The sequence below is a fragment of the Bifidobacterium sp. ESL0800 genome (assembly GCF_029395355.1).
GTDB lineage: Bacteria > Actinomycetota > Actinomycetes > Actinomycetales > Bifidobacteriaceae > Bifidobacterium.
Window position 1 is genome coordinate 1835357 of record NZ_CP113913.1, and the last position, 23976, is coordinate 1859332.

Below are 23976 nucleotides of genomic sequence, written 5' to 3' on the forward strand. Positions count from 1 at the left end.
AACAAGCGAATACCAAAATCTCACGGCACTTCTGTATAACATCTCACATTTATTAGTTGTAGTACGTTAAACTGTCTAGCGCAAATTAGCCATCGGTAAACCAATTGACGCAATTTTCGCCCTTATATGTAATACAGAGAAATGGAGTTGTCGCTTGATGCAAAGCGACGTAGACGCACCGTTTCGGACAGGCTGATTACCTCTCACAGGATAAAGGACATGGAACGGCTCATCGACAGGCTGCGCGTTCACCGGGAGATCAGTTGCCGACGCAAGGCCAAAACCGCACCCCATGTAAGGGCTGCACCCGCAAGAAGGATATACGGCAACAGAGCGCCGAGCGCCGAAATGCCGGTCAACGGCACTGCGCTGAGCATCTGTTCCCAGCGGGCTTCCAAGGGCACATCACGAATCACCTTGGTATTGGAGAAATCGAAGAGATCGCCTTTATCGCACACCCCCGTCACGGCAGCCGAACAGTACCAGCCGGTGAAATGGTGGCCCGGTCGCGACGGCTTGGAAGTCGGCGTCTGGTTTTCATGCGCGACGGTGTAACCGCTGTGCACACTCACCGACGCCGGCTGCGAGGAAGGCAGCGTGCCGTCCTGGCCGGGGTCGAAGGAAACTGTGTGCTTCGCGACCGTGTAGGGTTCGGTGATGGTGCCGGAAAAGACGCCAGTTGTGGACGGGTCGCCGTTGGCGTCAACAAAGTCCGCAGTGGTGTTGAACTCCTGCTTAAGATCTCTGGGCGAGCCATCGTCGTTATAGTCCATCGGGCCGGCCCAGGTCATCTGTTTACCCTGCCCGTCGAACTGAGCCGCGCTGGGCGAGGTAGGCGTAGTGGATGTCGGCTCTACGGCCGAACCGGACACTGTCCCATCCACTTTACGCACCGTCACCGCCGTATGCATCGACAGCCCCGGGTCGGCTACCAGAGCCGGTAAAGTCACCGTCTGGCTATCAGCACAGAAGCTGGAAGTACCTGTGCTACAGTCAGCCTGTGATGCGCCATTCTTGTCCAACGACGTCAGGTTCTTCAACGAGGAGATGTCATAGATGTGGTTGGTGCCGATATAGAGCGTCTTCAGCTCCGTCAGGCCGGCCAGCGGCGAGACGTCCGAGATCTGGTTGCTGTGCAGCCACAACTGCGTGATACTGGTACCGTCGCGCAAGGCGCTGATATCGCTGATCTTGTTGCTCGACAGCCCGAGCTGGTCGATCCACTGGTAATGCGCATGGGTGATGCTGCTGATGTTGCTGATCTGGTTGTTGTCCAGATACAGCGCCCAGATTCCCGTCATCGACGTCAGGGGAGTGATGTCGCTGATGTTGTTGCGTTTGAGTTTCAGCGTTTTCATCGTGGTCAGACTAGCCAAAGGCCGCAAATCCTGAATCTGGTTGTCATCCAGATACAATTCCTCGATCTTTGGCAGGCTTCCGGATGACGGAACCAGGCTGGAAAGGTTGGAGATCGCATTGTCCGTGAGATGCAACGTCGTCAGCTGCGAAAGGCCGGAAAGGTTGCTTAGGTCGGAAATCTTGTCATTACTCAGGAAAAGATTGCCCATCTTACTGAGATACTTCAGCTGGTGCAGGTTGACACTGTTGTCGTCGAAGGCGTGGTTGGCCGCAGCGCCGGTGAGATGCAGCGACCCAATACCCGTCAGCGTCTGCATGCCGTCCAGTTCGCTGACGCTCAACGGCGTATCCTCGCCGTCATGAGGAAAGGCTTTAGCATTCACTCGGCCTGTATTCAATGCGTCACGCTGCGTCCAAATGGACGAAGCCGACGAGGCATGCTGAATATCCGTCGAGGCGAGAACCGCGCCCGCCAGCGCCGTATCGGGGAAGCACGTCTTGACCGTGTCGATGCCCATGGTGCACGTGCGTTGGTAGCCAGGTGCGGTGTCTTCGTAACCCCACAGCGTCCACACTTTGACGTCGCCGGTGATCGGAGCCGTCTGGTCGAACTTGGTCATCTTGCCTTCGCCGGCGTCCAGATCGTTCTGAGCTGTGCCCCAACCCATGAATTTTATGCCGAGATTGTAGGTAGCGGGAGGCGTTGGCATTTCAGGCTTCTCGCCGCCGGCCACCATCTGTGTGTCCATGAGGTTGGGAGAAGCAACGCCTGCAGTGTTCATCTGCGTCCAGAACTCCACCGTATAGGCCTTCACCCATACCGCATACAACATCTGGGCATCCGCCGGCATCGTCAGCGTGCTCACCGTGGCGTCTTTGGCCTCCGCAATGGTATTGAACGGATCCGCATACTTCGTCGTCGACCAGCCCACGAACTTCGTTCCTTCACGGGTCAGATCGCCGTTCCAGCATTCGCCTTCGGCTCCTGTCGGCAAGGCGATTGATTCACCGGAGTCATGTTGCGCCGCACATCCGCCGGTCTGATGCACAGCGTCCACGCCGGTCGGCACCGTTCCAGTACCGCCGTTCGCATCATAGGACAGTGGATAGGTCACTTTGAAACTGATGTCGTCGACCTCATTGCCAGCATTAATCGACGTGGAGCGTATCGATTTGAAACTGAACCGCGTCACCGTCTGGTCTGCCGGCACTCTGTACGTTCCGGTATAGGTCTCCCAGGCCCCGGAGAAATCGTTGGTTCCCCCGGTCATGCTTGAGTTTTCAGGAGTATTGGCTGGATTTTTGGTAGCGATAATGGTCGGATCGCCACCATGCCCCACTTCACCCGCTACGTCACCGCCCCCATTGGACGTTTCACGGGTGGCCGTTTGCGCAACCCCGGAGCCACTTGGCGGGCCAAGCAACACCTGCATCTCGTCCGGCGGCCCCTGATAGCTCGGAAGATGAGCGTAACTGAACCTGCTCGCGTGCTTTAGGCTCCACTTGTACACCGCACCAGGAGTGGTCTTCACATCTTGGTAAATGGATGTTCCCGGCGTCAGAGCCACCAATTCGGCATGCTGGTTGCCCCGCCACTTCTGCATCTCGATGCGCTGGTCGTTTACACCGGTATCGGTCGTGGTCTCCGTCGAGCTCCAGCCGAACTGCGAACGGCAGAACCCTGGAATCAAAGCACGAGGACCTCCGTTGAAGGACTTGTACCCGCTGACAGGATATACATAGAGGACCTGCTGGATGGGAGTGACACCCGAAGAAATAGAGGGGTAGTCAAAGTTGCCGTTGACGATGTGGTCCGGAAGATTCGCGCCACCGAACGGGGTACAGGTCCTGGTCTGCGGCGTTTGTGCCTGTGGTGTCTGCGACTCGGACTTGCTGCGCTGTGTATACTCCGCCAAGGAATTCACGCCATACGTGCCATTGCTCGTGGCCGAATTCATCGAAATGTCGTTTGCGTTATGCTGCGAGCCATTTGCCGGAATTTCTTGAGAAGATCGTTGCTGCACGACAACGCCGAATACGGCGAGCCCAACGGCCAAGAGCATCATTCCGACGGCAATCCATAGCCATCGCTTCATCCGCGTCTGCACAACATCTCCTTCCTACCCCAAGCACACCGCACCCAACCATCGCAACCTACGCAACGTTGACAGCGTCTAACGCATCGTTCATTTCTTTTCCCAGCAATCGTAAGTTTGTCCAAACACACAACTGCCACATGCATAATATATGCATTGCACACTGACATTTTACGTGATTTTCCTCACAGTCGAACGCCATTTTCACACTTCCGATATCGCTGATTTCTGCATCCATAACAGCTGTTTGCACACCCATGGCGCTCACGACGATAAACGGAGTAAAATCTTGAAGCGACAAGACGCGCTTGCGCCTACCGCCGTAAGCCAAGGAGAGCGACATGACCGATACCAACGAAGCAGACAACGCCGCCAATGCCACCAACCCGCAAGGCAACGACCCGAATTCCGCCGAATCCACGGCCAACGCCACCTGGAGTCGCATGCTGCAGGGCAATTCACGTTTCGCTTCGGGGCAGGCCGAGCATCCTTGGCAGGATCTCGAGACGCGCGAATCGCTGATCGACGGGCAACACCCGGACGCGGCCGTGCTTTCGTGCTCGGACTCGCGCGTGCCGCCGGAAATCATCTTCGACCAAGGCCTGGGCGACATGTTCACCGTGCGCACCGCCGGACAGACGCTGGACGACGCGGTCATCGCCTCGCTGGAATACGCCGTGACCCATCTGGGCGTCAGCGTGCTCGTGGTGCTCGGCCACCAGCATTGCGGGGCCGTGGCGAGCGCCGTCGCAGAACTTGACGCCATCGCCGCCGGCGCGGGCATCGACTTGGGAGCGGCCTTCGCAGCGGAAGTCACGGATTCCGAAATAATCGATCCTGCAACGGACGATGGGCTGCCGGAAAACAACGCGGCGAGTGCGGCGGAAGACGGCGCCGAATCTACCGGCGATGACGATTTCGAAACCGCCGGCCGCATCGACTCCGACGACGTATTCGACAAGATGGAGGAGCTGATCGAAGCTTCCGAATCCGTGCTCGTGCGCTCGGTGGGCGCATCCGTTCTGGCCGCGCAGGAGGCCGCACTGAGCGATACCGACGATTTCGAACGCGTCCATATCGCCCGCACGATCGAGGCCTTGGTCGACCGCTCTTCCGTAATACAACAAGCACTGGCCGCGCAACGCCTCTCCATCGTCGGCGCCCGCTACCAGTTGGAGACCGGCAAGGTCGAAGTGCTTTCGTTCTGATTGCTTTCGCACAATCTCGTTTGCCCTTAAAAGCAAAAGAAACTTAAGACTGTTAAGTACTGCTGCGGGCTGAAAGCTGCTGAAGACTGGAAGCGCAAGGATCGTCGGTTTCAAAGCGACTGCCGGTTACCGAAACCGGCCATTTGCTTTGAAACCGACGATCCTTACATGTTCTATATACTAGATGAACTACTGCCTCACGATTTCGAAGATACGCTCCGTCTCCGGGAGGCAGCGCGGCATACGCACGCCGACCTTCATCAGGTATTCGCCGGAAACCGCCAAGTCTCCCAACGGACCGTAGGAGTCGAAAGACTCGAGCGGCGCGGAAAGCTGGGGGACGGCCGTCCAACGAACCTTATATTGCGCACTTTCGTCAAGACCCGGAATGCGCAGATAAATGCCACGGTTGGAGCGCGATTCGTCGTATTGCACGTGCTCGATGATGGCACGAGAACCGTCGTCGGCGACCACGCCGTAGCCCAGAACCGCGGAATCGGCGAGGTCCAAACGCACGAATTTCCCGGAATGCAGGAAATCGCGATTGCCCTTGTACCAGGCAATCCATTCGGCGAGTTCCTTGAGGTCGGCTTCGTTTGCCTGCGTCAGATCCCATTCGATACCGAAGGAGAAGAACACCGCGGTGGCGGCACGGAAGGCGAGGCTCAGGGTACGTTCGGTCTGCTGCGATGTCGGCTGCGAGATATGCGCCCCGATATATTCAGGCGCAACGGTCTGCACGGTCCAGCGCTGGATCTTCTGCCGGCTCATGGCATCGGTCATATCCGAGCACCAGAAACGAGACACCTTCTCGACGACTCCCGTGTCGATGCGTCCGCCGCCGGAAGCACAGGACTCCCAATCGATATCGGGGAATTGCGCACGCAGCTTGTCGAGCAGACGATAGTAGGCCTCGGTCTGGGCGTGCACCGCCGGGGCGCCACCGCGCAGATTCGAGCCCGCCTCAAGCAGGAAACGGTTGTGGTCCCACTTGATGGCATCGACGCCAGTCTGCGAAAGAACCTTGGAAATCGAACTGAATACATAGTCGAAAGCTTCGGGATTCGTCAAATCCAGCACCAGCTGATGACGCTGCTCGATCGGCGTGCGGTTGCTCGCCTGCATAATCCAGTCCGGATGCTTGCGGTAGAGATCGGAGTTGGCGTTGATCATCTCCAGCTCAACCCACAAACCGAATTCCATGCCGAGCCCGTGCACATAATCGGAAAGCGGCTTGAGACCGTTCGGCCAAACGTCCGGATCGACCCACCAATCGCCGAGACCGGCGTAATCGTCGCGACGCGAATGGAACCAGCCATCGTCCAGGACGTAACGCTCGACGCCGATGCGCGAAGCGATTTCCGCCAACTTCTTGAGCTTGGAGAAGTCCTGATGGAACTTCACCGCCTCCCACACGTTCAGTGTCATCGGCTGGGGCTTGGGATGGGTCGGAAGCGAGCGCTCCCACGCGTGGACACTGTGCGCGGCGCCGTCCAGGCCTTCGTCCGAAGCCGTAACCATCACCCACGGCGTGGTATAGCTTTCGCCTTTCGCAAGAACGATTTCGCCGGGAAGCAACAGCTCGCCCGCGTTGATGCCGGCACTCTGGTCATCGTCGCGATCGACGGCGATTGCGGAATCACCGCTCCAGGAAACCTGAACCATCACAACGGATCCGTGCTGGAAATCGAAGCCTTTCGTACCGGCGGCGATAAGCGGTCCGGCATATCCGGGCTTGCCCTTACGGAACTCGCGCAGCCACATGCCGTCTGCGACCTGATGCCGCTGCGGCTGACGTTCGCGCTCGTGACGGCCGGAGAAGTCGAGGAACTCGGTCATGTCGTCGCCCAGCGGGACATGGACGTCGAGGCCTTCAAGCATGTAGGAACCGGAGGCGATGTTGGTGAGTGTATGGCGAATCCGCAGCGAGCCGCCTTCCAGCGCCTCGACTTCCGTGGCAAGTTCAAGTCCTGCATCGTCGTCGCGGGCCTCATAGCGCAGCATATCGCCGGAAACCGTAGCCGGCCTGCTCACCTTGAACCTCGGCGACCAAGCGCGACCGGCGTTCACCGTTCCGTTGCCGTCACTATCCACACGCTGGCCCCGCAGACCCGGCCGCGTGAACACATCCAGGGCATGCTCGACCAGCAGAGTACGAGGGCGCAGATTCTGGTCAACGGCCTGCCCAAATACACCGGCATCACGGCTCGCGAAAACGCTGATGACATTGGGCAGGTCATCGCCGACAGAACTGTCGGTCATGGCCAAACGGGTCAGAGGCAACCGCGTAGAGGTGGCGGTAGACGGAAATAACATGTTCCTTTTCCTTTACTTAAATTATCGATCTTATTTAGAAAAAACTTCGCATTAAATTTTGAAATAATTGGGAATATAGCCGTTATCTGTGATTATGAGATAGACAGATAACGGCTTATACTCCAGCTTGATCTTTCTACTTCACGGAACCTGCGATCATTCCTGCAATGAAATATTTCTGCAAGAACATGTATGCCACGACCATAGGCACAGCAGCAATCAAAGCGGCCGCTGCGGCAATGCCGAGCTGATTCGAGTTCTCAGAGAAGAAGGAAGCCACACGTGGCGCTATCGTCTGCTTTGACGGATCAGTCAGAATGTAATTGGCAAGCGCATATTCATTCCATAACTGAGATCCTGTCACTATGATGACAGTCGAAGTCACCGGCTTAAGCATCGGCATGATCAAACGCGAAAAAACCTGGAACCGATTCGCGCCATCTATCGTACCCGCCTCATCAATTGCCGAAGGTATTGCCCTAATAAAAGCTGTATACAAAAAAACAGCGAGCGGCATATGAGTTGCAGTCAGCACTACAATGACACCCCAATAGGTATTAGCACCGTTGATGTTCACCAGGAAGGTATATAACGGCACCAAAATCGAAAGGGGCGGAACCATCATCACGGCAAGAATAAACGCCGAAATGAAATTGTTGAGACGTGTACGACGTCGCGCCAATGGATAGGCAGCCATACCTCCCAAAACACATACCAATAACGTAGAACAGCCAGTGACTATAACGCTATTTAATACGGCTTTGAGAATGCCTCCCTCATTGACAGCCATACTCCAATTACTCCATGCCAAATCATGCGTTCTCGGAATAAGCGCCGAAGACATATCATCAGATGGCTTTAGAGAAGTGGTGATCGCTAAGTAAAAAGGCAACAGCTGGCAAATAACCACAATGCCAAGGAATAAATAAATCATTCCCTTGCTGAATTTATACTTTTCATGCTCACTCTGCGTCTCACGCATCTCGTGAGTTTGGTGCGCCTTAGAGATTTCAACAGCTTTCGCGCTTTGCGTTCCCCTGTTTCTCATCATCACTCCCATTCCAGTTTTGCAAGACCCTTGTTCACCGCATAGGTCACCAAAACGATAATGACAAATAGAACAATGCCGACTGCAGAAGCATATCCAGCCGTCTGATTGTCAAAGTAGAGAATGCCGATGTATGTGGAGAGAGAGTTAGTCGAATAACCCGGCCCCCCGCCTGTCAACACCCTGATGATGTCATAAATCTTCAGTCCGCCTATAAGGTTGTACACGACGCTGGTGGTAAACGCAGGAGCCAGCAGAGGCAACTGCACATACAGGAATTTCTTCCAGCCATAGGCACCATCTACCTCAGCTGCTTCAAGTACTTCCTGATCCATCGTCTGCAACCCAGACAAATAGATAATCATCGAAACGCCCATAAACTGAAGCGAATTGACTATCACTACTATCGCCACAGAAAAATGCGCATTGTTGAACCATGCAACCTTAGGCAATCCCATCCAAACAAGAATTTGGTTAAGAGCACCTTGCTGATATTGGAAAATGAAGTAATACATAATACCCATGACTACAGGAGCTACCAAAGCAGGTAAATAAATGATGGCACGAATAAGCGTCCTACCATGTATTTTTGCATTGAGCAATAAGGCAAGTCCCAATCCAAGAACTTGCTGAATTGCGGTCCCAACAAAGCCGTAGATAAAAGTATTAACAAGAATCGTACCGAAATTGCGATCAGTGAGAATTTGTCGATAATTCGACAAACCCACAAACCGTTTAGTCGGATCGAAACCATTCCAGTTCATCAATGAGATACCGACGCCAGAAATTAGCGGATAAATGACGAAAACCACCATAAGAACAACTACAGGCAGGTAAAAGAGATTCATCGCGGACCCACGAAACCTGTGAGCCTTTCTAGGTCTCTGAGACTTCGATTTATTGTGATTCATGCTCGTCCCCAGACTTTCAGGACTTTTGCTCGCTACGCTTGGTGTTATACATAGTCTTGACCTGCTCGCCAGCTTCTTGAGGAGTCAGTTGCCCCGAAATCAGACCATCGGTTGACTTTGTAAGCATCTGGAATATGCCAATCATGTATGAACGATCGAAAAGAGGAATCAACTTAGTCTTCTTATCCTTAACCCAATAATCGTAAGTATCCTGGAACTGGCCAAGCGAAGAATCAACATTGCTCAAAGCGGAGTTGTTCATACTGGTTTTGACCAATTTGCTCATTTCGGTCGGCTGCGCCATGAAATCAATGAACTTCAGGGCTTGTTCCTTATGCTTGCTTGTTTTGGAGACACCGAATGCCAGCTCCTCTCCAACGGAGAAGTAAGGCTTGCCGACTTTGGCGGGCACAGGCATCATGCCAAGCTTGACTTTGGGGTTGAATGATTCGACCAGTTGTCCACGACTGTTTGAACGGAAATGGAACGCAGCTTGATCAGACGCCATATAACGGGCTGTGTCGTCAGCCGTGGCGGAACTGTAATCAACATTGAAATATTTGGCGGCTACCCATTTCTTAATCATCTGAGCGAAAGTGATATAGGTATCCATATCAAAATTGCCCTTCTTAAGACCTTGGAGATGCGCAGGAGTGTATAGTCCAGGAAGAATATAATCCGACAAGTCGCCCGGGGCTCCCGGATCCTTTGCACTGTTAACAATAGGGGTCATACCAGCATCTCTGATTTTGTCACAAGCTTTTTCAAAATCAGACCATGTAACTATGGATTTTGGATCCACGCCCGCTTTTTGAAGAACCGTCTTGTTGTACATTATTCCAGAAACTTGAATATTCACAGGAAGCGTGAAGAACTGCCCCTTGGAATTCTTAAAGATCGACTTGCCTTCGGCCTTCATGTATTTGGCCCAAGGCCTGTTCTGCAGAGGCTCCAAGAAGTTGCCATAACGATCTCGCGACCATCCGTGAGTATCCCACATATCAGGGGGATTATGCCCTGCCAAACGAACCTTAATATCATTTTCGTTAGTGCTCGATCCTGGCAAAACCTTAATCTTCACATTGGGATTTTTAGCCTCAAAATCCTTGGAAACTTGCTGTATGGCTTTCAACTGCGTGGTGCCAACGGACTGCATAGACATAAATTCCAACGTCACAGGACCTTGAGACTGAGAATTGCTGCCTCCACATCCCGCAAGTGACGTCATTGTCATAGCAGCACAAAGTGCAGCGACACAAATTCGAACTTTCTTCATCATTACTCCTTTTGTAATTTCATTGAGAGGAGTTGAGCTACTATGCTCTTCTCCAACAATTCGTATACTACACGTGTAGATTTTATTTTGCAAATCGTTCGAATTCATGTTGTTTTCCGGATTATTCAAGCGGTTTCTTGTATTGGAAAACTTGCCTCATCGCGTATTGCCTTATATCTTTATGCGGAGAAGTAGTTCATTATACTGAGTAAATAGATTCTTGATTCTATAATTACGGAGGGTTCTATGTCTAAAGCTACTCGTAACGACGTAGCGCGTCTGGCTAACGTCTCAACTGCGGTAGTGAGCTATGTCTTTAACAACGGACCTCGTCACGTATCAGAAAAAACCACCAAGAAAGTTTTGGATGCTGCGAAGAAACTCGACTATAAACCAAATCCGATAGCACGTGCGTTGCGAACAGGCAACAGCAATACGTTCGGTGCCATCATCAATGACCTAACCAACCCCTTTAATGCCGGTGTTTACGAGGAACTCGAGATGCTGGCTGCAGAACATGGCTATTCGATATTATTCGCGACCTCTCACGGAAGTTCCAAAAGGGAACATACGGTCATTAAGCAACTCATCGAACAAAATGTTGAAGCGCTCTTCGTTTCACCTTGCGAAAATATAGAACTTATTCCGCTTAGACCCAAAGCCTGTAGAAACATAATTTTCGATGTCGATCGTAAAATCAATGGCGTAACCACCATATCTGCAGACTACAAGGAAGCCATGTTGGTAGGAATGGAGCATCTTTTCAATCATGGCCACACCAATATAAGCTTAATTATCGGGAAATCCGGCAACGGCATCAGCGACGGTCGCGTCGAAGGCTGGCACCAAGCTTATATGGAGCGTGGCGTTCCAACAGGACATATCGAATACACAGATTTCACCCGTGTAGGCGGGTATGAAGCCATGATGCGTATTCTTGATTTGCCCAACAGGCCAACCGCGGTATTTGCCGGTTCCGATCTTCTCGCGATTGGAGCTTTACGGGCTTTACACGAGCGGCATGTCAACGTACCGAACGATATGGCGATTATCTCTTTTGACGGTACCGTCGATTCACAATATACGTATCCCGAATTAACAACGATGGAACAAAATCCACAAGAAATTGCACGATTAGCATTTAAGGCAGCAATCGACGAAGATCAGGAGCCTACTCTTCACCTCATCAAAGCAAAACTTGTGATTCGTAAATCATGCGGCTGCAACGGATAAAGGAATGAACAGAAGCATATTTAATTGCAAACAACGATAGGGCATTCCTCAATTGCAAATCATTAGTCTATTCGCCACTTCCCAAACATGCCTGATTGACAATAGGTCTATAGTCTATATAAAATAGTTACACGTGTAGTTTTAAAAATTATTTTGCGCAATGAAGCTTAAAGGAAGAGTACCATGATTGATGAAATAATCATGCTAAGGCACGGTCGCACAGCCTACAATCTTCACCATCGACTACAAGGGCAAGTCGATATGCCTCTTGACATCGTCGGCCAGTGGCAAGTAGATCAAACAGGATTAGAGCTCGCACAACAATATTATTGGGCAAAAGTAAGCAATATTGCTCAAAATTGCAAACAACTTCCGCAGCCGGAGTCGTCTGACATCCGTTACAACAGGATTGATGAATATAAGCAAGCGCCCGCGGCCAAGCGAAAGATGAGAATCGTTTCCAGCGATCTCTTTCGTGCGATTCAAACAGCTCATGCTTTTGGCGATATTCTAGGATTGCCTATCGCGCTTAATCCAGGACTGCGTGAGCAGAATTTCGGGAAATGGGAGGGCCTGACCGAAGCAGAAGTCAATCAAGTTGACCCTTTGGCTCTCAAATGCTGGCGTACACATCATGATGAAGAGCGTCATGGTATAGAACCCCGAACCGAAGTCGGCCGCAGAGGTCTGGACACCGTTATCGACCTAGTAAATGAAGAAATAACCAATCCAGAACCGATGACATTGATGCTCGTTGGACACGGCAGTCTGTTTGGAGCCACCATCGAAGCAATGCTGAATTTGGACTCTGACGATTCCAAAATTTCAAACATGGATAATGCATTCTGGTCAAAAATTACACCTCATTACAGTACTTCTAACAATATTATCTGGGAACTCAAATCATTTAACTGTGGTCCATCAATCGCCGATTTAAGCAACTGGAATGACGGACCTGACGAATTGCGTAATCCTAGTATGCCGAAAATGTCACCGGGGTTATAAAACTAATTGTAAACCGCATTTTTACTATCTCGTTCTGTCAAAAGCTGTTTGGAGATAATTAACACGTGGCAGAAAGGATAAAATACTACTATTAGCTTAACGAATAATCACTCTTGCTACAAAATCAATAAAATCATTACAAGTAATCAATTCAAAGGAGAAATAATGAAGGCTGTGGTTCTTGAGAAGAAAGGTGTCATCAACGTGCGCGAGGTCGCGGACGCGGGGGCTCCGGGGCCGGGCGAGCTGAAGATCGCGCCCCACAGCGTGGGTATCTGCGGCTCGGACGTCCACTACTACACGCACGGGCGCGTCGGCAAGTACATCGTCGAGAAGCCGATGATCCTCGGGCACGAGGCCTCCGGAACCGTCCTCGAGGTCGGGCCGGGCGTCAAGGGGTTCAAGCCCGGCGACCGCATCGCGATGGAGCCTGGCATTCCCGACATGAACTCCCGCGCCGCCAAGCTCGGCCTCTACAACATCGACCCGAGCGTCCGCTTCTTCGCCACCCCGCCGGTCGACGGCTGCCTGTGCGACGAGGTCATCCACCCCGCCGCCTTCACCTACAAGCTCCCCGACAACATGAGCTACGAGGAAGGGGCGCTGCTCGAACCGCTCTCCGTCGGCCTGTGGGCCGCCACGAAGGCCGCGATCAAGCCCGGCGACATCGGCGTGGTCACCGGGGCCGGCACCGTCGGCATGCTCACCGCGGCCTGCGCGCTGGCCGGCGGCTGCTCGAAGGTCCTGATCTCCGACACCTCCGCCGTCAAACTCGACATCGCCTCCAAGATCCCCGGCATCGTCCCCGTCGACATCACCAAGGAAGACCTGCTCGAGCGCGTCAAGGACGAGACCGACGGCTGGGGCGCCGACCGCGTGTTCGAGGCGTCCGGCAACGTGAGGTCCTACGACAACTTCTGGAAGCTCGGGGCCCCGGGCAACACCTCCGTAATCGTCGGCATCCCCGCCGAAGGCACCGTCCCGATGGACATCACCGAGGTCCAGGCCCGCGAGACCCGCATCGAGAACGTGTTCCGCTACGCCAACGTCTACCAGAAGGCCATCGACCTCGTCTCCGCCGGCAAGATCGACCTCAAGCCCTTCGTCTCCAAGGTCTACCCCATGGACCAGGCCAAGGACGCGTTCGACCGCGTCGCCGAAGCCCACCCCGAAGACGTCAAGATCCAGATCCAGGTACCGCAAAAGTAAACCTTCACCGGTACCCGACCACGACCCGTGCCGAGGAGCGATGGCACAGCCAACAAAAAGCGACAAATAACGAAACCAGGGCGTCAACGCAAAAGGTTGCCGGTTCCCTAAAAGTCCAATGGATATTCCCAACGGATGCTTTCGGAAACCGGCAACCTTTTGTGTTCGACAAGAACGACTACTGCCTCACGATTTCGAAGATACGCTCCGTCTCCATCCTAACGATTCCCGGGTTTCGACAACTGGACCAAGCTCACGCGCATCATTTCAACTGTATCCCGCCGACCTTCTAGACTGATAGGCATGTCATTGGCACTGGATATCGTCTTCGTTTTCGTCTTTATGGTTATCGGCGGGGTGTTCGCCTGCACCGAACTCGCGCTGGTGAGCCTGCGCGGCTCGCAGCTCGACGAAATGGAGCAGGAAGACGCCCGCGGCGCGAAAGTCGCCCGAATCGGCAGGGACCCGAACACGTTCCTCTCCACCGTGCAGATCGGCGTAACGCTCTCGGGCTTCTTCTCGGCGTCATTCGGCGAATCCGCCATCGCGCCCTGGGTCGTGCCCGTCGTCGAAAGCTGGGGCGTCGCCCGCCACATCGCGGAACCGGTCACTACGGTCGCGCTGACGCTCATCATCTCGTTCTGCGACATCATCATCGCCGAGATGGTCCCCAAGCGCATCGCCATGCAGCGCACCGAGCAGATCGCCCGCGCCGCCGTACCTGCCATCGACGTGTTCGCCAAAATCTGCCGCCCGATCATCTGGGCCATCGCCAAAAGCACCAACGGCATCGTCCGGCTCATGGGCTTCGACCCGAGCCAGACCGAAAGCGAGGTCAGCGACAAGGAACTGCGCGTGCTGGTCAATTCCAACTCCAACCTGAGCAAGGACGAACGCACCATCCTGGACGACGTGTTCGACGCCTCGGAAACCATTGTGGCGGAAGTGATGCGGCCTCGTGCCGATGTGGTCTTTTTGGAGGGTTCGCAGCCGATCGAGGAAGCCGCGAAATACGTGCGCGATATGCCATATTCCCGCTACCCGGTCACCGGGCGCGACTTCGATGACGTAATTGGTTTCGTTCACGTCCGCGACCTGCTCGACGTGCGCGATCCGAACGCCAAAACCGTTGCCGACGTCACCCGCGAAGGCATTTCGCTGCCCGGCACCTCGAAAATCCTGCCGAGCCTGGCCTTGCTGCGCAAACGCGGGATTCATCTGGCCGTCGTCATCGACGAATACGGCGGCACCGACGGCATCGTCACCCTTGAAGACATGACCGAGGAGCTGATCGGCGACATCCGCGACGAATACGACCTACCTGACGACAAGAACGGCAGCGGCACGGGTGCCGGCGTCGGAGACGGGCGCAACGGCGAATCGGCGTTCGTGGACGGCGTGGCCACGGTCGACGGCGGTATGACCATCGAGGACTTCGCCGACCTCACCGGTATCGAGCTGGAAGACGGCCCCTACGAAACGGTCGCCGGCTACTTCCTCGCGCACACCGGCCGCATGGGCGAAGTAGGCGAGACCCTGCACTCCGACGACGGCTACGACATGGTGGTCACGAAGGTCGACGGCCGCCGCATCGAAACGCTAGAGGTGAGGAAAAGCTCGGTAGATGGCGCAGACTCAGGCGAAGATAACAAATAACGCTATTCCATATCGGCGATATTCCAAGGTTCCAGCTTCTGGCCATAAGGAACTTGGTATTGACGAGCATGTGGATGTCGAGGGCTTCCATCAACGTTTTCTGTCAAACATTCAATTTTTACATTGCCGAGCAACTGAATAACTTTGCGAATTCTCTCTTTTGGCCGATTGCCTCCCCAACCTACGACAATATGGTTAACCAACCTGTCTCGGTATGCAGCTCCAAGCATACGGAATTGATAATCATTTTGTGGGCCAACAGGATATCCAAAGGCAGCTAGTTCTTCAGGATCTGAAGTTGTGAAGGCGAACAGATTCAGAATGATAATCCCGCCTGATTTTTCAGCTTCCCATTGTTGGGCATATTTTATACAGCATTCAACCGTCGGATCGTCCTTTTCTGCATCTGCAGTTGACGGATTTAAAAGAATAAACGCAGCTTTGGGGAGAGAATCGTTCCACGTTCTAGTGAGCGAATAACGATACCTATACACTTCATCTCCGAATCCAGCTGTACCGATTATCTTTGTCATCACTGACTCCAATCAATTCATAATCTTAAAAATAAGTAAATAATCAGAATAATTCTACTTTTTCTACCTCAACCAACATTTATCTGCATCAGCTTGGTATAATATGATGCAGAAAACTTACTAATGATGCAGAAAATGGTGCAGATAACATGCGTACTTTTGACTATGAGGAATCCGGGCGCAATCTGCTGACGCCGCAGACCGTGAATCTGCTCAATGCGATTCACGAAGCCAAAGGGCGTCAGAATACCCAGCTGCAAATCAGCCCGGACCTCGCCAAACCACTCGTCAACGTTGCCCGTATCCAAAGCACCGACGCATCGAACCGCATCGAAGGAATCTCAACCACCAACAAGCGTCTGGCCGGCATTGTCAGCGAAAAAGTGGCACCTCGAAACCGTGACGAGGAAGAAATCGCAGGCTATCGCGATGTGCTCAATACGATCCACGAAAACTATGCGTACATACCGCTGAAACCGAACGTTATCCTGCAACTGCACCGCGACCTCTTCCGGCATACACCACTTGTGTTCGCTGGCCACTGGAAAGACACCGACAATATGATCGTCGAATCCGATGGCAACGGACACGCAAGAGTGAGGTTCACGCCACCATCATCGCTTCAGACGCCTGATCTCATTGCAGCGGCTTGCGACGATTATTGCAAAGCAAGCGAATCCGGCAACGTTGATTCCTTATTGCTGACATGCATGTTCGTTTTCGATTTCACCTGCATCCACCCGTTCAATGACGGCAACGGCCGTATGAGCCGACTGCTGACACTGCTTCTGCTCTATCGTTCTGGTTACGAAATCGGAAAATATATCAGCATCGAACACCTCATTGAGCAAAGCCGCAACACCTATTACGAAGCGCTGGCGGCGAGCACCATCGGCTGGAACGAAAACACCAATGATTACGCACCGTTCGTCAACTATCTGCTTGGCGTCATTTTGGTCGCCTACCGCCAGTTCGATGAACGAGCCGCAATCGTAAGCACTTCAGTTTCGCCACACCATCCCGTAACCAAAAAGCAGCGCATCACCGACATTCTCGGCCAAAGCCTCAGCCCGCTCTCCAAAGCCGACATCAAGCAAACGCTTCCTGACATCAGCACTTCGACCATCGAACGCACACTGAAAACCCTGCTCGACGAAGGTCGAATCCAAAAACTCGGCTCCGGCCGATCCACCAGATACGTGAGCCTGCATCTTCAATAAAAACGTCGGACTCAGCTCAATCGAAGATGCCGCGTAGACAACCAGAAAACGACATCCAAGCACTATCTGGCTAACACGATTCGCCCCTGCTCCTCGTAGACCCATGCCGCCTAAAAATCAAACGTTGCAGGTGGCGCAAATGTTGCCGATATACGACGATGAGACTTATCTCACACATAGCGCAAAAAGCCCGATATTTCAAGCCTTTTGGCGATATTGGGCTACTGATGAATTTCTGTGTCCAATATCATAAATGGCTAGAATGGAAACCAGCAATTGTCCCCAACGAAAGGAAACAATTATGGCAGATGAATTTTTGAGCCCTGGCATCGATCAGGCAGCATCCGACAAGGTCGTCTCGATCCTGCAGAACCGTTTGGCGCAGGAGGAAGAGGCCTCGCTGATCTTGAAGCACGCGCACTGGAACGTCGCGGGCCCGAGCTTCATCGGCGTGCACGAAATGATCGACCCCGAGGTTGACGCCGTGCGCAACATGGCCGACGAGACCGCGGAACGCATCGCCACCCTCGGCGGCAGCGCCGAAGGCACCCCGGAGTCCATCATCAGCAACCGCACCTGGAGCGAATTCAAGCTCATGGGCCGCCAGAACACCCAGGATTATCTGAAGGCACTGGTCGACTACTACAGCGACTTCATTATCGCCGAGCGCAAGGCCTACGAGGAGCTCGATCCGATCGACGTCATCAGCTCCAACATCATGCAGGACCATGTGCAGGAACTCGAACACTTCAACTGGTTCATGAACAGCCACCTGATCGAAGAGACCCCGCACGCCTGAGCTTTGGGGCTGTTCGGTTTCGTTCCGCGATGAGCGCATCACCGCATTCGCATGAAACCTGGCGAACTCCAATAACCAATAAGCGCGCCGTCATCCATTCCAATATGGGTGGCGGCGCACTTTTATGTCAACTATCAAATCTCGTTTCAGCTCTCGCGATAGACGCGTTGGGCGGAAGCCTGGGCGCGCGGGCGCACCACAATCGAATCGATATCCACGCTGTCGGGCAGGTCAAGTGCCCACTCGATGCACTCGGCGATGTCGTCGCCGGTCAGCGGACTCGGCACCCCAGCGTAGACCGCGTCGGCCTTGGCCTGGTCGCCGTGGAAGCGATTGAGCGAGAACTCCTCGGTCTCGACCATGCCGGGGGAGACGTCGATGACGCGCAGCGGCTGGCCAACCTGCTCGAAGCGCAACGTCTGAGCCAGCACGCGCTCGGCCGACTTCACGCCGCAATATCCGCCGCCGCCTTCGTAAGGCTCGATGCCTGCCGTCGAGGAAACGACGACGACCGTGCCGCCGCCAGGAGCCGCCTTGAGCGCCGGCAGCAGTTTCTGGGTGATGCGCAGCGTGCCGAGCACATTGACGTCATACATTTTGCGCCAATCCTCGACGCTGCATTCCTCGATCGGATCCTGCCCGATGGCGCCGCCGGCACAGTTGACCAGCGCCTTCACCGGCCCGCCGCGCAAAATCCTCGTGACCGCGGCTTGCGTCGAGACTTCGTTGGTCACGTCACACACCACGTATTCGCAGGCGTCACCAAGCTGGTCGGAAAGCTCGATGAGCTTGTCACGCCTACGCGCGAGCGCCACAACCTTCCAACCGGCCGAAGCAAGTTGCAGCGCGGTCGCACGCCCGATGCCGCTGGATGCGCCCGTCACCACCGCCCGCTTTGACGTGACGGTGTTTCCAAGCCGAATCTCGGATTTTCCTTCGTTTTCCGCCGTATTGCCGGCCAACGTTCCCACCATTGAGAACCTCCTCGCTGCCCTTCCGAGCCGCCATATGCCATGTCGCCGCGTCGCCGAGGCGGCCATATTTCACTATCAACGCTACCGCAAAATACGTCGCTTGGCCCTCAGCAAGGCCCATAAAAATGCACAAATATTACGAGAATTCGAAATGCTCAATGTCAACGATGTACATGGCCCATGAATTCGCGTTTCAATACCAACGTTGCCGTCACAGGACACGTCAAATTCAATTCCCGAGAACATAACGTCAGACGCACAACCACGGCATCCGGAATCGCCTTTACGCACATCAGGACTCACGCTAAACGCGCGGCCGCTAAAAGATATATCACATGAATTCCAAGCAGTTGCTCCCGGCCACCACGCATGAGTACGTATCAGCTCCAATCACCACACCATTTCGCGGTTCAGATCGCGCCGCAAAGCCCGCCAATTCGGCAGGTAGACATCCATCCGCCGCTGAAATTCGACACCGTGTCCGTTTGCCCACAGATGCGTCATTTCATGGACCAAAACGTACTCAAGAAAGCGCGGATCCATCAGCCCAAGCTGCAGATTGAGCCGAATCCGACCGGTCGCAGGGGTGCAGGATCCCCAGCGCGAAGTCATCAGCCGCAGGGTGATATGCGTCGGCTTGCGCCCGATCACCGGCTCCCAGCGCCGAAGCAGCACGGGCAATTGCGCGTCGATATTGGCTTTCGCCGCGCGCTTCCGCTCGTCCGTCCATTCAAAAGAGGGGGACACAGCTTTCTCGGCTATTGCTTTTCTTTGCCGTTCGATCCAGTCCCGGCGTTCCCGCACGAACGCCGCAATTTTCACGTCGCTCATTCTCGCCGGAGCGCTTACCTCGATCGTGCCGGCCGGCGGCTTGATCCGCAGATACATATTGCGCATGGTTTTGCGGGTCACGCTGACGTCCATGTCATCGACACGCAGCACGGTGCGCGAAACGGTTTTGGCTTTCTGGCGGCGTCGATAAGGCATACCCGCATTGTCTCGCGTGCGATTGACCGGAATCTTTATATCTTCAACAAATGTTCACGACACGCAACGCTGCCGGGTTGACTATCGGCACTCAGATGGTAAACTATCTCTTTGTACGTCTCAAGACGTGCTGATTGGGCCCGTAGCTCAGCTGGTTAGAGCGCATCCCTGATAAGGATGAGGTCGGAGGTTCAAGTCCTCCCGGGCCCACGCAAGATTCCTGCTTTTCAATCCAAACAAGATTAACAGTGAGAATCGTTGTGTTTCTGGGGCTATGGCGCAGCTGGTAGCGCATCTGCTTTGCAAGCAGAGGGTCGCCGGTTCGAACCCGGCTAGCTCCACTTCAGATTGATATAGCTAATAGTTTAAAAGGAAAATATTGGCTAATACGCTGAACCGTTATTCCCACTTTTTATTCTCAATTATTCCGTATTATGCCAAATCAAAGAGCATTTTGGAATAATATGGAATACTTCTACTGAATCTCATAACATAGCCGCTACTAATGATTTCTTAACTTTCTGTTCCTGATGTCAATAAATATTGAGATTTTCGCGAAAAACCTTTACTCGGCGCGGGTAATGAACTAAGGTCCAATGTATGGCTGAAACGTTGCGAACCTGCCCGCTCGGGGTCGAGGTGGAGATATGCAGGATGGATTTCGAGGCCCGCAGCCGCTTTAGGCTGGGCGAGCTCGGGTTCCGCTTGCACGAGCCGATTCGCGTGATCCAGAAGGCGATGTTCGGCGGTTGCGTGGTCGCGCACGGCGGCGAACGCATCGCGATCGACGGGGCCACCGCGCGTCATATTTTCGTGTCCCCTCGAACGCAACGTTTATAGTATTAAGTAGTAATTATCGGCGAAATTTGGCGGGCGAATATGGACAAGACGACTACGGCCACATCACCCGCGGAAAACCTTGGCAACGAAGCAATAGCACCCGGCAACGAATGCGACAGGCGCAATAGCCACAACGATATGAACAGTTTCGACAATACCGGGCAAATTAAAAAACACAATAGCCGCAACGAAGCAAACGCTTCCAGCAGCACCGTCAGAACCAACAATGCGAATAATCTCAGTGACACAAACCATTTGAACGACCCGGATCTGATGCCGGAACCGGCGGATTGCTGCGGTTCAGGTGGATCCGTCAGCGGGCCCGAAGGCGGGCATGGTGCCAACGACGTTGCAAGCAAAGGCGAGAATTACGCGGAACACGGCGGGCATGGTATCGATAGATTTACTGATGACGGCGGGCATGGCGGCCACGGCGGGCATCATCATCGGCGCGGGCTTGCGGTGTTGTTGCCGCAACGTCACGGCCACAGCCACAACCACAGCCACCAGCATCACGGCGACGGCACCGACGATATGGCCGGTATGAGCATGACGGGCATGCACGGCGGCACCGGCAAACCTGCACACGCCAACCCGCGCATCGTCTTCGTCGGCAACCCGAACGTCGGCAAATCAACGCTGTTCAACGCGGTACTCGGCGCCAGCGCGACGGTGATGAACGCGCCGGGAACCACGGTTTTGGTGGAATCCGGCAGCTTGGAACGCAGCGACGCCGCCACCGGCAAGCACGAGCGCTGGGACTTCATCGATACCCCGGGCACCACTTCGCTCGACGCCTACAGTCCCGACGAGCAGGTCGCGGGGGAGGCGGCGATGGGCCGTCGCAGCTATGCGAAGCCCGATGTCATCGTCTTTACGTTCAACGCGACCTCACCCTCAAAATCGTATTACCTTTTGAGTCAGCTGATGGATCTGGGATTCCCCATCATCATCGCCGTGACCATGCTCGACCTGGCGGAAAAGCAGGATTCACCAATCACCTTACAGCGGCTCAAGCGCACACTTGACGGCATCCCGATGGTCCGCGTCGACGGTCGCACGGGCGTTGGCAAGGCCGAATTATTAGACACCATATCGGCGACCTTGACCGAAATCAAAGCAGCAGCAGAGCAGAGGCATGCGGCAGAGAAACCAGACAATGCCATAAACGCCTCTCAGCCGGATGCTGAAACCGACGAAACCACACGACAAACCGCGACAAAAGCGGCCAAACAAACGGTAATCGAGGCTGCGCATAAAGCTTCAGAAGTCGTAGAAGCCACACTCGCCAAAGCGGAAAATGCGACACCCTCTTTGGACGATGGCGGAGCAGATGTTTCCCGCGAGATTCACGTGCAGCTGACGCCGACGCCGGTCACCAGCATCCCGGCGCCGACAGCGAGCGCCACGCAGGAGGAAGTCTCACAGTGGGTGCGCGCAACTTCCGACGAACGCTTCGAGTGGATCGCGGCCAAGCTGCGGGAAATCAACAAAAACCTGCCCAAGGGCGCGGCGGCCGCAGCGAACCGCGAGACACCATCCGACAAGCTTGACCGCGTGCTGCTGCACCCGGCCATCGGCATCGTCGTTTTCCTGGTGACCATGTTCCTCGTCTTCGAAGCGACCACCACGCTCGCCGGCCCGCTGCAGGACTGGTTCGACGTCACGCTGCGCGGCTGGTGCACCGACGGCATCGCCTGGATCTTCACCGCCATCGCCGGCAAGGGAGCGCTCGACGGCTGGCTCTATTCGCTGGTGGTCGACGGGTTCCTGAACGGCGCGATCACAGTGTGCACGTTCATCCCGCCGATGGGCATCATGTTCATCATCCTCTCTCTGCTCGAGGATTCGGGCTATCTGGCGCGCGCGGCGTTCGTAATGGACCGTGCGATGCGCATGGTCGGCCTCGACGGCCGCGCCTTTCTGCCGTTGGTGGTCGGCTTCGGCTGCAACCTGCCCGCGTTGGCCTCAACGCGCACGCTGCCGGACTCGCGGCAACGTCTCCTAACCGGCCTGCTGATTCCCTTCACGTCCTGCTCCGCGCGACTGAGCGTCTACGTCGTGCTCGCCTACGCATTTTTCGGCAAGTTCGCAGGATTGGCCATTTTCCTGATGTACGTCAGCTCCATCGCCATTATCCTCGCAGTCGGCTTTGCGTTGCGCAAGACGCAGTTCAGGGACCTCAAAACTCAGCCGTTCGCCATGGAACTACCGCCCTACCAGATGCCACGGCTGCTGCAACTGCTGAAGTCGGTGCTGCAGCGCCTTTGGTCGTTCATCACCGGCGCGAGCTCCGTCATCGTCTCGATGCTCATCGTCGTGTGGATTCTCTCGGCCATTCCCGTCTCGGCGGGAGCGGCCGGCGCAGCCAATCCCAACACCTTCGGCCACGTCGACAGGGTGGAGAATTCCGTATTCGGCGCGGCTTCATCGGCCATCGCGCCTATCTTCAAGCCGGCCGGTTTCGACGATTGGCATGCGGCCTCGGCGCTGGTCACCGGCTTCGTGGCCAAGGAGGTCGTGGTCGGCTCGCTTTCGCAGAGCTATGCCATCAATGATTCCGGCGATCAATCCGAGCAGGCACAGGGCCAGGGGAGTCTCGGCCAGGCCGTGCACGAGAGCTTTGAGAAGTCCAGCGACGGGCACCCCAACGCCGCGGCCGCAGCCTTCATGATCTTCATCCTCGCTTATACCCCTTGCTTGGCGACAGTGGCCGAAATGAAACGGCAATATGGAATGAAAACCGCGCTGCAATCGGTGGCGACAGGCCTGATAGTGGCCTATATTCTTGCCATTATCGTCTTCCAAGTCGGGCGATTATTATGAGCGCGACGCCGTCGGGGTTCCGTAAGACCGCAAAACCCACGGATTCATTCATTGCGGAGCCTCGTGACGCAAAAACAGCAAACGCGAAAAGCATCTCCACCAGCCGGCCAGCCTATTCGACACCGATTACCAAGCAAATCGTCGACGAACTCACTCACGGCCGCACACCGCGTATGGTGGCGGACAAGCTGGGCCTGCCGCTTGACTTCGTGAACCTGGCGATCGAACGCGAGCGCTGTGCCGGCCGCCTCGATATCTACGACCTGCGTTCCTGCAACTCCACAACGGGCGACGGCTGTAACCCCGACCCGAAATCACTGGTCTGCGCCGGCTGTCCGATTCTCCCTGCCGCCATCCGCCGTCGCCAATCCCTCTTCGGCCGGCTCAAAGCAAAGTTGCACAAATAAAAGCGGGATAGTAAGAACACTTGAATTCCTACCATCCCGATTTCGTGTTCAGCGCGTTCTGCCGTTACCAGCA

At 54.7% G+C, this 23976-nt stretch carries 18 protein-coding genes and 2 tRNA genes; 12 read left to right on the plus strand and 8 right to left on the minus strand.

Going from position 1 to position 23976, the window contains the following annotated elements; genetic code table 11:
* Positions 1-248: 248 nt before the first annotated feature.
* Positions 249-3275 carry a leucine-rich repeat domain-containing protein gene (locus tag OZX75_RS07070; protein ID WP_277145946.1) on the minus strand — a complete coding sequence of 1009 codons (3027 nt, stop codon included), beginning with the start codon at positions 3273-3275 and terminating at the stop codon, positions 249-251.
* 623 nt (positions 3276-3898) lie between these two features.
* Here OZX75_RS07070 and OZX75_RS07075 point away from each other — a divergent pair.
* The gene (locus OZX75_RS07075) at positions 3899-4663 is read left to right on the plus strand and encodes a carbonic anhydrase (RefSeq protein ID WP_277147490.1); all 765 of its coding nucleotides are present in this window, start codon (positions 3899-3901) and stop codon (positions 4661-4663) included.
* A 189-nt stretch (positions 4664-4852) separates the two neighbouring features.
* Here OZX75_RS07075 and OZX75_RS07080 read toward each other — a convergent pair whose 3' ends face one another.
* From OZX75_RS07080 to OZX75_RS07095, 4 genes are all read right to left on the minus strand, one after another.
* Positions 4853-6979, minus strand: coding sequence for an alpha-galactosidase (locus OZX75_RS07080; RefSeq protein WP_277145947.1), 2127 nt, complete (start codon positions 6977-6979; stop codon positions 4853-4855).
* A 136-nt stretch (positions 6980-7115) separates the two neighbouring features.
* Positions 7116-8030: a carbohydrate ABC transporter permease gene (locus tag OZX75_RS07085; RefSeq protein ID WP_277145948.1), complete on the minus strand. Its 915-nt coding sequence runs from the start codon at positions 8028-8030 to the stop codon at positions 7116-7118.
* The gene (locus OZX75_RS07090; RefSeq protein WP_277145949.1) at positions 8030-8842 is read right to left on the minus strand and encodes a carbohydrate ABC transporter permease; all 813 of its coding nucleotides are present in this window, start codon (positions 8840-8842) and stop codon (positions 8030-8032) included. The genes OZX75_RS07085 and OZX75_RS07090 overlap by 1 nt, the downstream gene beginning before the upstream one ends.
* 112 nt (positions 8843-8954) lie before the next feature.
* Positions 8955-10217, minus strand: a complete 1263-nt coding sequence (locus tag OZX75_RS07095) for an ABC transporter substrate-binding protein (protein ID WP_277145950.1) — start codon at positions 10215-10217, stop codon at positions 8955-8957.
* A 243-nt stretch (positions 10218-10460) separates the two neighbouring features.
* Between OZX75_RS07095 and OZX75_RS07100 the strand changes: the two genes are divergently transcribed.
* The 4 genes from OZX75_RS07100 (at position 10461) to OZX75_RS07115 (ending at position 15317) form a co-directional block, all read left to right on the plus strand.
* Positions 10461-11447, plus strand: a complete 987-nt coding sequence (locus OZX75_RS07100; protein WP_277145951.1) for a LacI family DNA-binding transcriptional regulator — start codon at positions 10461-10463, stop codon at positions 11445-11447.
* A 183-nt stretch (positions 11448-11630) separates the two neighbouring features.
* On the plus strand, positions 11631-12452 hold the full coding sequence (locus tag OZX75_RS07105) for a histidine phosphatase family protein (protein ID WP_277145952.1): 822 nt from the start codon (positions 11631-11633) through the stop codon (positions 12450-12452).
* Between the two features lie 165 nt (positions 12453-12617).
* The gene (locus OZX75_RS07110; RefSeq protein ID WP_277145953.1) at positions 12618-13661 is read left to right on the plus strand and encodes an NAD(P)-dependent alcohol dehydrogenase; all 1044 of its coding nucleotides are present in this window, start codon (positions 12618-12620) and stop codon (positions 13659-13661) included.
* 303 nt (positions 13662-13964) lie between these two features.
* Entirely contained in the window at positions 13965-15317 is a 1353-nt protein-coding gene (locus OZX75_RS07115; protein ID WP_277145954.1) for a hemolysin family protein, read from the plus strand.
* 2 nt (positions 15318-15319) lie between these two features.
* On the opposite strand, the gene OZX75_RS07120 is transcribed toward OZX75_RS07115, so the two are convergent.
* The gene (locus tag OZX75_RS07120; RefSeq protein ID WP_277145955.1) at positions 15320-15850 is read right to left on the minus strand and encodes a DUF1643 domain-containing protein; all 531 of its coding nucleotides are present in this window, start codon (positions 15848-15850) and stop codon (positions 15320-15322) included.
* 149 nt (positions 15851-15999) lie between these two features.
* On the opposite strand from OZX75_RS07120, the gene OZX75_RS07125 reads away from it, so the two are divergent.
* Complete coding sequence (locus tag OZX75_RS07125) at positions 16000-17070, plus strand: Fic family protein (protein WP_277145956.1); 1071 nt, start codon at positions 16000-16002, stop codon at positions 17068-17070.
* Between the two features lie 301 nt (positions 17071-17371).
* Positions 17372-17869 carry a Dps family protein gene (locus OZX75_RS07130; RefSeq protein WP_277145957.1) on the plus strand — a complete coding sequence of 166 codons (498 nt, stop codon included), beginning with the start codon at positions 17372-17374 and terminating at the stop codon, positions 17867-17869.
* A 146-nt stretch (positions 17870-18015) separates the two neighbouring features.
* On the opposite strand, the gene OZX75_RS07135 is transcribed toward OZX75_RS07130, so the two are convergent.
* Positions 18016-18843, minus strand: coding sequence for an SDR family oxidoreductase (locus OZX75_RS07135; protein ID WP_277145958.1), 828 nt, complete (start codon positions 18841-18843; stop codon positions 18016-18018).
* A gap of 390 nt (positions 18844-19233) precedes the next feature.
* On the minus strand, positions 19234-19830 hold the full coding sequence (locus OZX75_RS07140) for a M48 family metallopeptidase (protein WP_277145959.1): 597 nt from the start codon (positions 19828-19830) through the stop codon (positions 19234-19236).
* Positions 19831-19966: 136 nt separating this feature from the next.
* Between OZX75_RS07140 and OZX75_RS07145 the strand changes: the two genes are divergently transcribed.
* The 5 genes from OZX75_RS07145 to OZX75_RS07165 all read left to right on the plus strand — a co-directional run bounded on the left by OZX75_RS07145 (position 19967) and on the right by OZX75_RS07165 (position 23903).
* Positions 19967-20040 (plus strand) — tRNA-Ile (locus OZX75_RS07145).
* A 58-nt stretch (positions 20041-20098) separates the two neighbouring features.
* Positions 20099-20171: transfer RNA gene (locus OZX75_RS07150), tRNA-Ala, on the plus strand.
* 259 nt (positions 20172-20430) lie between these two features.
* Complete coding sequence (locus OZX75_RS07155; protein ID WP_277145960.1) at positions 20431-20670, plus strand: FeoA family protein; 240 nt, start codon at positions 20431-20433, stop codon at positions 20668-20670.
* Positions 20671-20925: 255 nt separating this feature from the next.
* The gene (gene feoB, locus OZX75_RS07160) at positions 20926-23496 is read left to right on the plus strand and encodes a ferrous iron transport protein B (protein WP_348519486.1); all 2571 of its coding nucleotides are present in this window, start codon (positions 20926-20928) and stop codon (positions 23494-23496) included.
* The gene (locus OZX75_RS07165) at positions 23493-23903 is read left to right on the plus strand and encodes a hypothetical protein (protein WP_277145961.1); all 411 of its coding nucleotides are present in this window, start codon (positions 23493-23495) and stop codon (positions 23901-23903) included. Before feoB ends, OZX75_RS07165 begins: the two co-directional genes overlap by 4 nt.
* The last annotated feature ends 73 nt before the right edge of the window (positions 23904-23976 follow it).

Excerpts from the sequence above, each read along its gene's own strand:
- OZX75_RS07110 (WP_277145953.1), top strand. The coding sequence starts at position 12,618 with ATGAAGGCTGTGGTTCTTGAGAAGAAAGGTGTCATCAACGTGCGCGAG.
- OZX75_RS07075 (WP_277147490.1), top strand. The coding sequence starts at position 3,899 with ATGCTGCAGGGCAATTCACGTTTCGCTTCGGGGCAGGCCGAGCATCCT.
- OZX75_RS07140 (WP_277145959.1), bottom strand. The coding sequence starts at position 19,830 with ATGCCTTATCGACGCCGCCAGAAAGCCAAAACCGTTTCGCGCACCGTG.
- OZX75_RS07100 (WP_277145951.1), top strand. The coding sequence starts at position 10,461 with ATGTCTAAAGCTACTCGTAACGACGTAGCGCGTCTGGCTAACGTCTCA.
- OZX75_RS07080 (WP_277145947.1), bottom strand. The coding sequence starts at position 6,979 with ATGTTATTTCCGTCTACCGCCACCTCTACGCGGTTGCCTCTGACCCGT.
- OZX75_RS07165 (WP_277145961.1), top strand. The coding sequence starts at position 23,493 with ATGAGCGCGACGCCGTCGGGGTTCCGTAAGACCGCAAAACCCACGGAT.
- OZX75_RS07125 (WP_277145956.1), top strand. The coding sequence starts at position 16,000 with ATGCGTACTTTTGACTATGAGGAATCCGGGCGCAATCTGCTGACGCCG.
- OZX75_RS07155 (WP_277145960.1), top strand. The coding sequence starts at position 20,431 with ATGGCTGAAACGTTGCGAACCTGCCCGCTCGGGGTCGAGGTGGAGATA.
- OZX75_RS07090 (WP_277145949.1), bottom strand. The coding sequence starts at position 8,842 with ATGGTGGTTTTCGTCATTTATCCGCTAATTTCTGGCGTCGGTATCTCA.
- OZX75_RS07120 (WP_277145955.1), bottom strand. The coding sequence starts at position 15,850 with ATGACAAAGATAATCGGTACAGCTGGATTCGGAGATGAAGTGTATAGG.
- OZX75_RS07115 (WP_277145954.1), top strand. The coding sequence starts at position 13,965 with ATGTCATTGGCACTGGATATCGTCTTCGTTTTCGTCTTTATGGTTATC.
- OZX75_RS07130 (WP_277145957.1), top strand. The coding sequence starts at position 17,372 with ATGGCAGATGAATTTTTGAGCCCTGGCATCGATCAGGCAGCATCCGAC.
- OZX75_RS07085 (WP_277145948.1), bottom strand. The coding sequence starts at position 8,030 with ATGATGAGAAACAGGGGAACGCAAAGCGCGAAAGCTGTTGAAATCTCT.
- OZX75_RS07105 (WP_277145952.1), top strand. The coding sequence starts at position 11,631 with ATGATTGATGAAATAATCATGCTAAGGCACGGTCGCACAGCCTACAAT.
- OZX75_RS07135 (WP_277145958.1), bottom strand. The coding sequence starts at position 18,843 with ATGGTGGGAACGTTGGCCGGCAATACGGCGGAAAACGAAGGAAAATCC.
- OZX75_RS07095 (WP_277145950.1), bottom strand. The coding sequence starts at position 10,217 with ATGATGAAGAAAGTTCGAATTTGTGTCGCTGCACTTTGTGCTGCTATG.